Origin of the sequence: Fuerstiella sp. (assembly GCA_022447225.1) — a bacterium.
Lineage (GTDB): Bacteria > Planctomycetota > Planctomycetia > Planctomycetales > Planctomycetaceae > S139-18.
The window spans coordinates 76,435-91,305 of sequence record JAKVAZ010000016.1 but is presented as its reverse complement, the minus strand read 5'-3'; the positions used below and the strand labels follow the sequence as shown (position 1 = coordinate 91,305).

At 53.6% G+C, this 14,871-nt stretch carries 11 protein-coding genes; 4 read left to right on the top strand and 7 right to left on the bottom strand.

The genetic code is table 11. The annotated features are described in order from the left end of the window. Positions 1-54: 54 nt before the first annotated feature. The 3 genes from MK110_17490 to MK110_17480 form a co-directional block, all read right to left on the bottom strand. Entirely contained in the window at positions 55-897 is an 843-nt protein-coding gene (locus MK110_17490) for a hypothetical protein (GenBank protein MCH2213102.1), read from the bottom strand. A gap of 262 nt (positions 898-1,159) precedes the next feature. Beyond that, entirely contained in the window at positions 1,160-1,840 is a 681-nt protein-coding gene (locus tag MK110_17485; protein MCH2213101.1) for a YceI family protein, read from the bottom strand. A gap of 121 nt (positions 1,841-1,961) precedes the next feature. After that, entirely contained in the window at positions 1,962-2,960 is a 999-nt protein-coding gene (locus MK110_17480; protein MCH2213100.1) for an alpha/beta hydrolase, read from the bottom strand. Positions 2,961-3,455: 495 nt separating this feature from the next. On the opposite strand from MK110_17480, the gene MK110_17475 reads away from it, so the two are divergent. The 3 genes from MK110_17475 (at position 3,456) to MK110_17465 (ending at position 6,438) form a co-directional block, all read left to right on the top strand. Then, the gene (locus MK110_17475; protein MCH2213099.1) at positions 3,456-4,220 is read left to right on the top strand and encodes a phytanoyl-CoA dioxygenase family protein; all 765 of its coding nucleotides are present in this window, start codon (positions 3,456-3,458) and stop codon (positions 4,218-4,220) included. Positions 4,221-4,508: 288 nt separating this feature from the next. Further along, entirely contained in the window at positions 4,509-5,600 is a 1,092-nt protein-coding gene (locus tag MK110_17470) for a DSD1 family PLP-dependent enzyme (GenBank protein ID MCH2213098.1), read from the top strand. 37 nt (positions 5,601-5,637) lie between these two features. After that, positions 5,638-6,438, top strand: coding sequence for an SDR family oxidoreductase (locus MK110_17465; protein MCH2213097.1), 801 nt, complete (start codon positions 5,638-5,640; stop codon positions 6,436-6,438). An 8-nt stretch (positions 6,439-6,446) separates the two neighbouring features. Here the strand turns inward: MK110_17465 and MK110_17460 are convergent, their stop codons facing one another. The 3 genes from MK110_17460 to MK110_17450 all read right to left on the bottom strand — a co-directional run bounded on the left by MK110_17460 (position 6,447) and on the right by MK110_17450 (position 12,463). Then, positions 6,447-7,793, bottom strand: a complete 1,347-nt coding sequence (locus MK110_17460; protein MCH2213096.1) for an aminotransferase class III-fold pyridoxal phosphate-dependent enzyme — start codon at positions 7,791-7,793, stop codon at positions 6,447-6,449. A gap of 506 nt (positions 7,794-8,299) precedes the next feature. Then, the gene (locus MK110_17455) at positions 8,300-9,490 is read right to left on the bottom strand and encodes a sterol desaturase family protein (GenBank protein MCH2213095.1); all 1,191 of its coding nucleotides are present in this window, start codon (positions 9,488-9,490) and stop codon (positions 8,300-8,302) included. A gap of 396 nt (positions 9,491-9,886) precedes the next feature. Next, the gene (locus MK110_17450; protein MCH2213094.1) at positions 9,887-12,463 is read right to left on the bottom strand and encodes a c-type cytochrome; all 2,577 of its coding nucleotides are present in this window, start codon (positions 12,461-12,463) and stop codon (positions 9,887-9,889) included. Positions 12,464-12,741: 278 nt separating this feature from the next. Between MK110_17450 and MK110_17445 the strand changes: the two genes are divergently transcribed. Then, positions 12,742-14,205: a YdiU family protein gene (locus MK110_17445; GenBank protein ID MCH2213093.1), complete on the top strand. Its 1,464-nt coding sequence runs from the start codon at positions 12,742-12,744 to the stop codon at positions 14,203-14,205. Positions 14,206-14,325: 120 nt separating this feature from the next. Here MK110_17445 and MK110_17440 read toward each other — a convergent pair whose 3' ends face one another. Beyond that, positions 14,326-14,715, bottom strand: a complete 390-nt coding sequence (locus MK110_17440) for a PDZ domain-containing protein (GenBank protein ID MCH2213092.1) — start codon at positions 14,713-14,715, stop codon at positions 14,326-14,328. Positions 14,716-14,871: the final 156 nt, after the last annotated feature.

The following is a 14,871-nucleotide window of genomic DNA, read 5'->3' as shown; positions in this document are numbered from 1 at the left end:
AACGACCAGTCGTTGGAACCGATGATTCACCAGCGACACGCCATCACGCCGGTCCTACTCTGACGCCCACGGAGGGTGCGCCATCACAGCAGGATAGACCGCGATGAGCAATACAACACCCACCGCAACGAGTGCCACAGTCAGTTCCTTTGGCGATGGTGTGTCTTCACGCTGAAAGAAGATGGAAGTCCACATCATGATGGGGGCACAGGGCAGAATGGCATAACAGAGTATCGGGACCTGGGAGGGAGAACCGGCGTAACCAATGAACATCAGATTGATCAGAATCGGCATAAAAACCAAAGACATCCAGACGAATGAACTGTCGGAACTTCTCTTTACGTAAAACAGATTCCCGGCCAGACCTGCTGTCAGAATCCCCATGAGCTGTGCAAACTTCAGCGAGAACGATTGAGCAAGAACGACAGAGGCTGCGGTTCCCGTGGCCATCAGACACGCCGTCAAAAATCGCGGGCTGAATCGACCGGCAATCGGTCTGGTAGCTGCAACAAACAGAATACTCGTCACAGCGACCAGACCAATTGCCTGCGGGCGCGGTGGTTTGAGTCGGGGAAAATTTGGCACGAGCAGCCATGCAGCCGCAATACAGGTTGCCACGACCAGGGGCCACATCATTTTCTGCGGAAGTCCCGCGGCGATGGCCAGGACAATACTCCCCAGAGCCAGCGCAACATACGGACACCAGTCGATGTAACGAACCGGCTGAAGCGTTGTCCACTCCTGCATCGCCCAGCCTGCAAAGAAGGCGATTCCAGGAGCCACCGCTGCACTGGCGGTTACAAGTCGCGGAATCCTGTTCATGGTGGTGACGACCACCACCGAAACAACCACGGGAACCAGCGCCGTCTGCAGCAACAGACTGAGGACGAACTCCAACAGGATTTCCTTTCAACAGAAGTTCCAGTGAGATGACCAAGGAGCCACCGGGGTTATCTGACATTCTGATATTTTAATGATCTGCACTACCGACCACAGCACCGTCACCATTCGACAACCGGGGTCATTGTTCAGGACGGAACGACGCATTTTATCGTCGCCTTTGAGGGGAACTGTGCAGTGGCAGAAGTCATACGCACACCCTGATGGCTGAATAACAACCAATCTGGCAATGCCGTATCAGTTCATGGTTAAAAATCCTCTATGTGTCATGCGGCGTTGATTCACCTGTGTTACCAACATTTGCACCCACAATGATTTTTATATCGACATCGGCATTGATGGGGTCGTCTGGTTGTCCGGTGTAATTCATTCCAAACCTGGTGCGATCTACCTGAAATTCACTCTTCAGCGAGACGTTACCGTCGGCCACACTGACCGTTGCCGCAAACGAGATTTGGTTCGTCTCACCGTGCATGGTCAGATCCCCTGTCACGGTCAATTCACCTTCACCTTCACCTTCACCTTCACCTTCACCTTCACCTTCACCTTCAATTCGTGTCGATTCAAATTTCAATTCCGGAAACTCCGACACACTAAAAAAGTCTTCACTTTTCAGATGTCCGGTTAAACGGTCAGCTTCGGAAAACAATGATTCCGTATCGATCAGAACATTGATTCCACTGATGCCGTCTTCAGACAAAGCGATGTTCCCCGTGAGCAACTTAAAACCACCGGCACGACTGTCGCCGGACTTCTTCGTTCCGGTAAACAGAACTTGCGTGTTGTCAGCTGACAGAGCAAATCCCCCGGCCTGACCATCTGAAGGCTCTGTGTTGCCGGATTCGACCTGTAGTTCGCTGATTGGCTCACTTCCTGTTTCGGTTTCGCAACCGACCAACAGCGTGCCGAACACCACCAATGAAAAAACTCTGCGCATCATTACCCCCCTGCTGTTCGAAACAGATTCATGGCACATCATGAAACCGAGTACTGCATCATCAGCATCCCGTCCAACGGCTACAAGAGTCGCACGAATCTTTTCTGCGAAGAAAACACCACCGTTATCTGGACTGTGCTGCCAGGCGACTGTTTACAAATGCAAATGCAGCAGCGTAGGCCTCTTCGATCTTTTGGGGGTCACCGCCGCCCAGTCCGTGTTCACCGTTTTGAATCGATATTAATTTGTGGTCAATACCGTACTTCCGGAACTCGTCCGCCATCATCACGGATTGCTGATAAGGGACGTCAGTGTCATGGGTTCCATGGATCATCAGTGTGGGCGGATAGTCTGCCGTGACGTTTTTGACAGGCATGTAGGGAATGAATTTGGCGCCTTCTGTGTGCGGATCCCATCCGGAAACGGCGTGTGGCCATGAGCCATGCTGGCGGCAGTATTGATAGAAACCGCCTCCGTCCCCCTTACGGTCACGTGAATCAGCAATCGCCGGACCACCGACCTGCCGCCATGCTTCTTCCTTCGACATTTTGGACCGATGATGGCGCTGGTGAGGACTGGGCTCGCTGTACCAGTCACCGATAAGGTCACCGTAGCCCCAGAAAGGCACAAGGACTGTGGGACGGGGACTGACCCTGTAACCGGTCATCAGTGTCAGATATCCCCCGGCCGAACCACCCATCACAGCAATCCGGCTTGTATCTGCATGAAACAACTTCGGCCCCTGCTTATGAATCCAAGTGAATGCGTCTTCGATATCCTCAATGATCTCCGGCAGTTGTGTTTCCGGAGCCAGTCGGTAATCAATTGACACAAGACAATACCCTGACTCCAGCATTGCCGTCCGTACACGGGTGTTGAATCCCTCACGGTGCCCCATGATCAATGCGCCACCATGAATCCAGACAACCACCGGACGCAACCGATCGTCGTCGGCTCGATGTACGTCAGCTTTGATTTCCAGATCACCAACAGTCTTGTATGTGTGAGTTGTCACAGAGATACTCTCCTCGTCCGCTGAGATGCTGATTTGTTGTATCAGCAGCAGTGCAACGGTTATCGATACCTCAAGAACTCGTCGGCGTATCAAGGAGGCTTCCATCATGAGTTTTCGCTCCAGACAGATCAGATCGAAGTCGGCATAAAAGCAATTCCCTTTTAGTAAACGAGGAACTGCAGGTGAATTTCATCCCCACAGAATGACCGAACGGGATGTCTACGTCCAGACACAAGTTGCCCGACCAATCAGACAATTTGGGCGTATCCCCGCAGACCGATTCGAACGGTGCGGTCCTTTCGTTTCGGTGATTGTGTAAATTCAAACAGGCGTACTGTCGTACAGTTGATCCGTATTTCCAAAGCCACCGCAACAGCTGCCGTGACGGACATCACTACTGACAATTCGATCCTGGTGATCATTCAGCAAAGGACCGTATTCAGCGATAACAACAACTCGAAGTCCCTGGCCGTACCCATCAGTGAATTTACTGCGGACCGTGGATGTCGAGAGAACTCAGACCACGCATGTAGTTGATTCTGAACGACCGGTCGCGTACAAGCGTGGCTCAACCAGCAGTCAGTTTCTTATCAGGATCCGCACATGCACTGGCCCGATGATCGCAAGAAAATTCGTGCGAGCTACGACACTCAAGGATTCGTCGTGGTGAAACAGTTCTGCCAGAAACAGCAGGTACAGTTGCTGCGTGACAACCTGGATCGATACATCTCGGATATCGTACCTGATCTGCCGGCGATGGACGTTTTTTACGAGAACAAATCTGTTCAGCATCAAATTCGCCAACTGCCTCGTATGGGTTTACACGATCCCTGGTTCCATGATCAGTTGACCATCGGTCCCCTGCCACAAATCGCGGAACACCTCATTGGCTGCAGCGTCGTGCCTCAGGACGTATCGTACTTCAACAAGCTGGCTGAAATCGGCGACCCCACACCACCTCATCAGGATGGTTTCTATTTTCATTTGGATCCATGCGAAGCCCTGACACTTTGGGTGGCTCTGGATGATGTCGACGAGGAAAACGGCTGCATGCATTATGTCGCCGGCTCGCATCAGCGGGGCATGCGCAACCATGGCCGGACACAGGTGCTGGGCTTCAGTCAGGGTGTCGTTGACTACGGCTCCGAGGAAGACCGGGCAAATGAAGTTCCAGCGTGTGCGTCGGCCGGAGATCTGGTGATTCATGACGCAATGACCATTCACCGAACCGGAGCCAATCACTCCACTCGATCGCGTCGTGCTCTGGGTTTTGTTTATTATTCCTCGCGAGCGCAAACCGATACCGCGGCAAAATCGCAATACCACGAAAAACTATCCGGCGAACTGAAAGCCGAAGGCAGGATCTGAATGAACAAACGCGATTCACGGACCGGAAATCGCCGTCATCGCATGCACAAATCAAACTCGGTTGTTAAGTGCGAGTCACACTTTGCGGATCCCGCATCGGACTCGTTTGAGCAACCGAACATCCTGTTCGGGCAACTCTGACTACCTGCACCTATTAATTGAACAACTTGAAACAGTCACCGCGAAGGTCAGTCTAATATCGAACGGACGGGGCTCACCGTTTGGGTACCTGCCTGGCCGTAATAGTCTGAGAGTCCGGTGTTCCACTCAACAAACTGATCAATATCTATGAACGATCATCTTCCACCGCCCGGCTGTTCAAAAACTGAAATCAGCACACCCTATCTGTGTCTGGACCTGGATCGCTTCGAAGCCAATGTGCGATCGATGGTTGCTGTGTGTCGGGAGTCCGGCATCCTGTGGCGGCCTCACGCAAAATGTCATAAATCACCGGTCATTGCTCAATGGCTGCTGAACGCCGGTGCCGGTGGCATCACCTGCGCTACCGTGCGCGAAGCAGAAGTCATGGCAGACGCGGGAGTCTCTGACATCCTGATCGCAAATATGATTGCCGGAAACGCCAAGGTGAAACGACTGGTACAGGTGGCGCAACAGGCCGACATAATGATTTGCCTGGACAACATCGATCAGGCAACTGCAATATCGCAGGCGATGAGTGAGGCTGGTGCTTCAGTACGGGTGCTGATCGAACTGGAAATTGGTCTCAACCGTGTGGGTATCGCCGCCGGCCCGTCCGCGATCAGACTGGGAAGTCAGGTCAATGAACTCCCGGGACTGCAACTGACAGGTCTGATGGCCTACGAAGGACACCTGCTTACGATTGAAGATCCGGCAGAGAAAGAATCAGCAATCCGAAGCGCCCTGGGCAGTGTCGTGGAGTTAAAAAAACAGTTTAAAAACAGTGGGTTGCCGTGTCCGATTGTGTCATGCGGCGGTACGGGGTCGTATCCGTTTACAGTGAAACAGCCGGGCATCACAGAGATTCAGGCCGGTGGAGCAATCTTCATGGATGCCTTTTATCGCCACGCCTGCCGGATTACAGAACTGCAGTATGCCTTATCCGTGCAGACGACAGTGGTCAGTCTTCCCACACCCGAACGCGCGATCATCGATGCCGGACACAAAACCATGAACCTGTCTGTTCATCGTCCGTTCGCTCGGGATCGCCCGGACCTGACGGTTGACTGGCTTTCAGCTGAACACGGTGCGCTCGCACGTACACCCGACGGCCCTGATCTGGAAATCGGTCAGCAGCTGGAACTGATTCCAGGCTACGGTGACCTGACCAATATCTTTCATACTCACTTCCATGCATTCAGAAACGGGCAGTTGGAACAGCTGATCCCCATCGTCCGTTAGTCTGTCAGACCTCTCACCCCGTAACTCGGTATCAACGATGAACCAACGCACAGTTTCTGAACTGTTTGACCTGTCCGGAAAAACGGCGCTCATTACCGGAGGAACCGGGTACCTCGGCACCGCATTTTCTCAAGCACTGGCCGAAGTGGGAGCTTCGGTCGTCATTTCCAGCCGTGATGCCGCACGGGCGCAGGAGGCAGCCGAAACGCTGCCGATTGTGGGCGAAGCCAGGCATCACGGAGTTTCACTGGACCAGACGGATGCCACATCCATTCGGAATGGTTTTCAAGAGGCCATCGCAGTAGCTGGGGCCGTCGATATCGTTGTCAATAACGGGCTTGCCGCTCCGTCAGGTGGTGATCTCACCAGTGTGACGTTTGAAGAGTTCGCACAACATCAGATCAATAACGCGGGTTATTTTGAACTCGCACGACATTTGCGAGACCATGTCGTCGGTCGATCAGCGCCTGGAAACGTCACAAATATCGGGTCCATGTACGGACAGGTCGCATCTTATCCGGATACTTACCGGGATATCTGTGCGGCCAGTCCCGTGGCGTATCACGCACTCAAGGGCGGCACAATTCATATGACAAGGCATCTGGCAGCTTACTGGGCCGATGACAACGTTCGAGTTAATTGCTTGAGTCCCGGACCGTTCCCAAATCCCGACGGCCCGCCGATCGAAATGGTGGAACGTCTGAGTGAACGACTGCCCATGAAACGCATGGGCCTCCCCTGGGAACTCAAAGGGGCGATTGTGTTTCTGTCAAGTGACGCCTCCACTTACGTCACCGGTCAGAATCTGACCGTCGATGGGGGCTGGACCGCATGGTAAATCTGGATTCAAGTCAACCTCTGAAATCCGGTTTGCCTCACCGGCGTCTTCAATCGTGACTCAAGATCATCGTTCGCGATCGCGTCCCGGATTTCTGTGAAGACTTCGCCTGCGGCGTCGATAAAGCCGTCCACATGCTGTTCAGTGTGAGCAAGCGTCGGAAAGAAACCGCTTCCTGCCAGGTAGCCGCGATCCAGCATGCGACTGGTAAACAGTGTGTGCATCATCAGTTGCTGAGGATGATCAAATTTCAGGGCGGACATCGCCGGAAGTGAAGCCGCCTGCGCCGGAACGTCGTACTGCTGCCCCAGTTCCGTCCATTTTTTCATGGCACGGGCCCCCATCGATTCCAGATGAGCAGGGACATCATTCTGCTGCATCTGCCGAATCGTGGCAATCGCCGCCGCCGGTCCGATCCCGTCGGTCCAGTAGGTGCTGGAGATAAATGAAGTCTGGGCAGCGTCCATCACATGACTTCGACCAATCACAGCGCTCATCGGATATCCATTGCTGATCGTCTTCGCAAACACAGCCATATCCGGCTCGATGCCAAGTTTCATGTGAGCGCCACCACAATGAAATTTCCAGCCGCTGCTGACTTCGTCAATCACCAGAACTGTGCCTGACTCATCTGCCAGTTGCCGAACTCCTTCCAGAAATCCTGGTTCGGGATATCGCTGTCTCAACGGTTCCATAACAATCGCCGCCGGAGTATTGTTGCGGACAATTTCCCGCAGGGCATCGAGGTCACCGTACTGAAAGGGAAAGACAGTGCCGTCCAGGCCCCGCGGCACTCCTGCCGGATCGAGTCCCGCCAGAAGATGTTCCCCCAGGACTTCACCCGACAGGTTGGCCGCCAGATACCAGTCCGACCAGCCGTGATAGCCACAAAATGCAATTTGATCACGGCGAGTCGCGGCACGAGCAATTCGCACCGCGATGGACAGCGCTTCACCACCGGCACGGGCGTAACGCACCATGTCGGCCCACGGATGCAGTTCAACCAACAGCTCCGCCAGTTCCACTTCATCGGGACTGTTGAGAGTGCACATGGACCCGGACTGAACCCGCTGCTGAACGGCCTGATTCACGTGTTCATTGGCATAACCCAGCAGACAGGCTCCCACGCAGTTCGTCGACATGTCGACAAACCGCCGACCGTCCAGATCCACAATTTCGCAGCCCTTCGCTTCCCGGTAGTACGCCGGCCACACATCCGGGGCAAACATCTCAGGTCGTTTACTCAGCAGTTGTGTACCACCGGGGATCAGTTGGCGGGCACGTTCATAAAGCTGTTGATTATTCATGGCATTTGTGTGCTGTTTATCTGATGCAGGTATTTCGAGTTGGGTCATCTTGAACTTTCGTTTGACCAGACAGTAGCGGATGCGTTACCCCGGATTCTTGGTATCCGTTCACGAAAGGTCAAACGGCAACGGTCCGAACGACAGAGTAACTGCGGACCCATGGTAACCATATCGATCTTTCCCGCGAGGTCCGATGGTTGTCGCTGCCGCGTTCGCAGATCCTGTGTCTGCCCTGGGTGACAGGTGATCAACCAGGAGTGCCTTCTGTCCCCGGGGAAGGGGCCTTCCCCGCTGTCGGTCCGATCTGCTGAAATCCAGACCAGTTTCATACGTTCCAGGGCGTCCCCGTCGGGAAACTGGCTGAGATTAACGTTTTTCTGAGAATTGAAGTCAACAACCGGCGGTTGATCACCTGAAGTCACCATCGCCCGCCTGCTGTCCGGCACCATAAATCTGTAACGGCACGACGACAGGACACTGACATTGTCCCTGAACCGGTTCGGTCTCCGGTCAGGACTAAGTCCGAAGAACTCGAAACAAGGTTTTACAGAAAATCATCCCAGGCCTGTCTTGCAGACCATCTGCTCCCGGACACCGGCGTCTTCGGCAGCAGTCGCGTCAGGTTCTTCGGGAACGAACCGGGTCCCCCACCGTTCGTCGTCCGATGGAAACAGCCCGAAGTTATAGACGACATATTTGTGATGAGCCAGATGGTGCTGACCAAACTTCTGCAGAGTTCCTGTGGTATGCGAGGGAAGGTGGGCTCCGAAAGCAAGCCCGATCTCACTCAGAACAAACAACCAGTTGGGAATCAGCATCACTGCCGGTCTGGCCATATCCGTTATGATGTACTCCAGTGGGGAAATCGTTCCTGAATCCAACGGCGTCGGCAAAATTCCACGATGGTGAATCGCATGAACACTGTCGAACAGCGGTTTGCAGACATGGAACGTACGATGTGTCCGGTAGTAGACGCTGGAAGATAAACGGGCAGACAATCCAAGCCCCACGATGACCAGTATAATTCCGGTTACGGTGATCATGGTCTGGTGAGACGCCGTCAGCGGATGTGTGGTGACATCAAAACCAATCCATTTTCTAAGCGATTCGAATCCGGCAATGGTCATCACCTGCACAGCGCACTTAACGAACAGTCCGGTGTTGCCAAGAAAATACGTCCACCACACGTGTCTTAGCGCCACACGATTGTTTCGAAGATTCGCACGCCGTTCCTGAAAAACTCGCAGGCTGATCCGATTCGAACCAATCGTTAACGCCCAGGTAAACAGGAGCAGATATCCGATTCGAATTACCATATAGAAGCCGTACAACATGACAAAACTGCTGACCGGCAGATTGAACTTTTCCCGCAGAGGGTAAATTCCCAGATAAATCACAAACGTATATGTGTACTGAGGCAACGCGACCTGAATCGCATTCAACAGAAGCTGAAGATACAGGAATAACTGTCCGGGAATTGCGCGAAAAGAAACCTTACGATGCAGCGATCGATCATCGAGAAGAAATGTGGCGATCAGACAAGCCAGGACCCAGCACAGCGTCTGAATGCTAAGAACTCCGAAAGCCGTCAGTCCCAGTATCACGCAGCTGAATATGATATGGCCATTGTACTCGCCTCCACGTCCGGCTGTTCCAAATAGGCGGAAGACGGCACCTCGCGGAATTTCTCCGGCTGGTGTTTCCTGGAGATCTTCCAGGGCGTCGTCGGGGCTCTTGACTTTCATGTGTACCGAATAGTTCTGCAGATTCGGGGTAACTGATTCCCCCGAGTCACTCAGTAGACGTCGACCTCGGGATAACTGAATACCACGGCCTTAATGCCGGATCTGCTATTTCACAATCACAGCCGCGGCATATCAACAGAAATATCGGGAGCCGATCAACATCCGGAGCGGAGAAGTCTTGCCGCGTCGCGAACCGGACAAGACAGGATCAGACACAACACCCATCACGAGCTGTTAACTCGACGGTCACCCTGCGGGTGCGTGACGGAACCTGTTTGTGAAGGTACAGGATTTGAAAATCCGCGGGTACTTTGTATTCCATGCCGGCCAGAAGCCGGACTTATTAAAAAAACGTATCAGCTGCAGCCCGCGGATCTGCGCACCACACTCGGCTCATCATTTACGAAATAATTCGTGCTGAGAATTTCCACCACTGATGAGGTAGGCGCTCAAATCAAGAATCTCATCTTTAGTCATTCGATTGAAGAGTCCGACCGGCATTGGCGATATTTTCGAAACGACCAGTTCCTCAATCTGTTTGCGATCGATACTGATCTGCTTGTAGGGATCAGTCAGGTCCGTGTTGATCATGATTGAATCGCCGAAAAGATTGACAACGACACCCGTGTGCGTTTGTCCGGATTCGGTCACGACTGTCACCGCGGAAAATTGCTCGTTGATTACACGGCTTGGATTAATGACCTGATCCAGCAGGTCACGGGGAGAGTATCGACGACCGGCAGACGTCAGGTCGGGACCGGTATTCCCCCCCTGATTATTAAACCGATGGCACGCGTAACACCCGGCCGCTGCGAACATGCGACGCCCGTTGTCATAATCCCGCTGTTTGAGATCCGTGCGAGCTGCCGCTGATAATTCATCGAGTGTCCACTTCGTTTCGGACCGTCCGGCAAAGACTTCTCCCAGGTTTTCAAGGACTGACTTCTTCACCGACTCCCTGGCCAGAATGTCTGCCAGCGACTCTTTTTCTTCATCCGTAAGTGAAGCGACTGCGTCATCACGAATGAACTGAATAAACTGTTCGAAACTGGCACCTCCCCGATAATTGGCCGCCTTGAGGAACCACTCAAAGTAGGCGGTGTGCAGTTCCGGAGTCCATCCGGATTTCAGCATTCGGATCGATCGCGCATACTGCACCTGCTCTTCCTGGTTCGGTGCCGCATGAATCAGCGCAATGGCCTTTGCTGCAGTCATTGGTGCCTGAAGCCACGCCAGCGTCTCGCACAGAAACCAGTTCAACTCCGGGGAATCGGCCGGAAACAAAGGATCGAAACTGTCAATCAACGACTGAATCATGCGTTCATCCGGTTGCCCAAACCGGTTGAGAACAATCTGCGTCGTCCGCAGCAGGGTCAGCTGATACGTCAGTTTTAGGCTGGACGCATCGATCGCCGCAATCGCTTCCAGCAACCTGTCCCGCATCGCAATGTCGACTTCAGGTGTCTGATCCGTTCGATGTTGCGGACAGACACCGGTGACGCGAGCCAGCGCCAGCAGCGCAACAACCTGTTTCGCCGGATCAGGTTCAGTGAATGCCTTTTCGACCCAAGTCCCCACCGGTTGATGCTCAACGGCAGTTCGCGCAGCAAATCGAATGAAGCGGTCACTATGAGAAAGGTAAGGCCAGGCAAAATCGATCGCGTGCGGGTCCTGCCTGCCATGATAGACTTCCAGAGCATGGCGTGTATCCCTCATTTCACTGGGCACTGAAATGATGTCGACCGGATCTGTCGATTCTTCACCAACGTATGTCACTCGGTAGAGTCCGGACTGAACACGTCGGCCGCCAATCGTAAAATACATAGCTCCATCCAGCGGATGAATAATGGCGTCGGTGATTGGTAACGGTGCTCCCGTGAGGAACTCTTCCCGTGATGCGGTATACGACGAACCTTGTGGCTTCAGATGCACGGCGTAAAGTTTTCCCCAGCTCCAGTCGAGGGCGAACAATGCCTGTTGATACTTCGCCGGAAATTCAGCACCGTAACCAAAGGTCATTCCCGTCGGTGAGCCTGGTCCGATATCCAGGACACTCGGCAGATTGTCCGGATAGAACGGCAGCCGTTTCCCCGCGCCGTTTCTCCAGCCGAATTCCGCACCGCTAACAACATGACAGATCCGAGTCGGACGATACCAGGGCGTATTGAAGTCGTACTCCATATCCGCATCGAACGTGAACAACTCACCATCCTGATTGATCGCTGCGTCGAAAACGTTGCGAAACCCGGAAGCATAAGCTTCAAAGGTCGTTCCGTCCGGAGAAACACGATAGATGATACCACCCGGTGCCAGCACCCCTCGATTATGACCTCGTCCATCCGGCATACTCGGAAGCAGATGATCTTCCCCCCAAACACGACGGACCGGAGAACTTTCAGCCAGTTCCGGTGGTCGAACATTGTTCCCGGTAACCAGAAACAAAGCTTTGCCATCCGGCGTCGGCATCACCGCGTGCACACCGTGGTCAAGTCCTGGCAAGAGCTCGCGCAGCAACTCGACCCTGTCCAGATGGTCATCGCCGTCACTGTCGGTAATACGGTACAGCCCGGATGGAAATTCCTTCTCATAGTCATTGACAGCGACATACAGCGCACCGAATGCCCAGACCATACCGTTGACGGCCCGAATCTCGGCCGGAACTGATTCGACGGCAGAAAAATCAACCGGCTGTCCTGGCGGAGGTGGAGTAATACGATACAACCCACCGAACTGATTACTGACCAGAATTCGTCCCTTGTCGTCGGTGCAAAGATTGACCCACGACCCCTGTTCAGTCTTCGGGACTGAGTAGAGTAACTCAACCTGAAATCCTTTGGCCACGTTAATGAGATCAACCGGAGTTGCCTCATTGACACCGATGACCCGCTCAACGGTTGCCTTCTGTTCGTCTTCCTTCCGGACTGAATCTGACGGTGTGGAATTTGATTCCTGTGCCAGTAAACGTGGCGACATGTTCGCAACAATGCAAACAGTGACCAGGAGAGCCAGACACAATGGTGCCGAACGATAATTTTTACAATTCATTTCTGGATTCGCGTCGATGGTCCGGTGAATGTTAATATGCCAGGCAGGAAAAATTCTCAAAGGGTGCCGTGCAGGCAGATTATGATTGCCGGAGCCGGTACAAACAAGCAACGATCAGTGACATTCCACCCTACCCGTGTTGTCTCACAGAAGCATCCCTGTTATCTCGTGTTTCATCCGTCGTTCCGCCCTCATAATCAGTATCCATGCCGTTCCGTTTCGACAATACCTACGCCCGTCTGCCGGACGCATTCTTCCGGCGAAATGAACCGACTCCGGTCAGTGCGCCGGAAATGATCCGGCTGAATCACAATCTGGCAGTCGATCTTGGCATCGATGTCGACCGGCTTGATTCAGTCAAAGGTCTGGACATCCTTGCAGGGAACCTGCAAGCAGATGGTGCTGATCCACTGGCAATGGCATATTCCGGGCACCAGTTCGGCGGCTTCTCACCTCAACTCGGTGACGGGCGGGCGATTCTGCTTGGTGAAGTCATTGACAACAACGGAGTCCGCCGCGACGTTCAGTTAAAAGGCTCCGGCCCCACAGCGTTCTCGCGCCGAGGCGACGGTCGATCGGCACTGGGGCCGGTCCTGCGAGAATACATCGTTTCCGAAGCCATGGCCGCTCTCGGTGTACCAACGACGAGAGCACTGGCCGCAGTGGCCAGTGGCGATCAGGTCGTCCGCGAAGGGATGATGCCCGGTGGTGTCTTCACTCGAATTGCGCAGTCACACATTCGCATCGGTACGTTTCAGTGGTTCGCCGCCCGGCAGGACGACGACAATCTGAAAATCCTTGCTGACTACGTGATTGCGCGTCACTATCCTGACGTCAAACAGGCTGAGTGTCCTTATCTTGCCCTGCTGGAAAGCGTGATCAAACGCCAGGCAGATCTGATCGCTCACTGGATGCAGCTTGGATTTATCCACGGCGTCATGAATACCGACAACATGTCAGTCTCCGGAGAGACAATCGACTACGGTCCGTGTGCATTTCTGGATAGCTATCACCCGCAAAAGAAATTCAGTTCAATCGATCACCAAGGCCGCTACGCGTATGCAAATCAGGCCCCGATCGGCCTTTGGAACCTGAGCCGGTTTGCAGAAACTCTGCTGCCTCTTATCGATGAAGATCGTCAGCAGGCCATTGCCGCGGCACAGTCAGTGCTCGAATCATTTCCTGATCACCACAGCAACTCCCTGCAGCGACGCTTCACTTCAAAAATTGGACTGGAATCCGGTGATAGAGATTTTGACTGGAATCTCGCACAAACACTGCTGACGGCAATGGCCGATGGTGAGGCCGACTTCACACTGGTATTTCGTCATCTTCCCGACGCACTCGAAAACAACAACGATGAAGTCGTCATCACTCTGTTCAGTGAACCCGCAGCAATTACGAACTGGCTGCGTGACTGGCGTGTCCGGATGCAGAGTGTGGATCAAAGTCGCGCAACGGACTTAATGCGGCAAACAAACCCGGTGTTCATTCCGCGCAACCATCGCATTGAAGAAGCGATTCAGGCGGGAAATCAGGGCAATTTCACCCCCTTCCATCGACTCAACGAAATCCTGCAGCACCCATTCACTCAACAGCCGGAACGGGCAGACTACGAAGCCGCCCCCATGCCGGACGAAGTGGTTCAGGCTACGTTCTGTGGAACCTGAAGCTGTTCCCTGTCGATCCGGCTTCGATCTAATGCATGTCAGAGGTCGGGTGCAGGCCGTGAATCAACAACACATCGCCATCACAAAGGTTCCCATTCAAAGCTGTTCTCCCAACGCCGATCATTGAGACATCGCCCGTTCAATGAATACGGAACTCACCAGTTCCACTCGAAACTCCAACTCTTCATTGGCTCGTGCAACGCGGATTCCGACGCTGTCGCCGGGTACATACTGCTCCAACACAGAAAGCAACTGATCATTCGTTGGATCACGGCAACGATCAACACGAAGCAGGATGTCACCGGGCTGAAGCCCGGTGTTCGCAGCAGGACTATCGGAAACAAATCCCTCGATCACCAACGGTTTCACAGCAGGATCAACAAGAATGATACCGAAAAATCCGTGAGCGGGGTCCGGAGTACGACCACATCCACCATTATGAATGCAGAACATGATGATCAAACCCAGGCCCAACCATCGTGGAAAGGACGTCCCGGTTAATCGATTCATGCTGATTCTCCAACACACCCCTGGAATCCGGTTCAGTGGTCCGGTGGACTCACAACACAGGAACCACCGGTGCCTGCTTACGGTCTGTCCGGGCTGAACGCACAACGGGCACTGTTGGACCCATACTGAAATTCTTTGTTTGAGTCTTCAGACTCG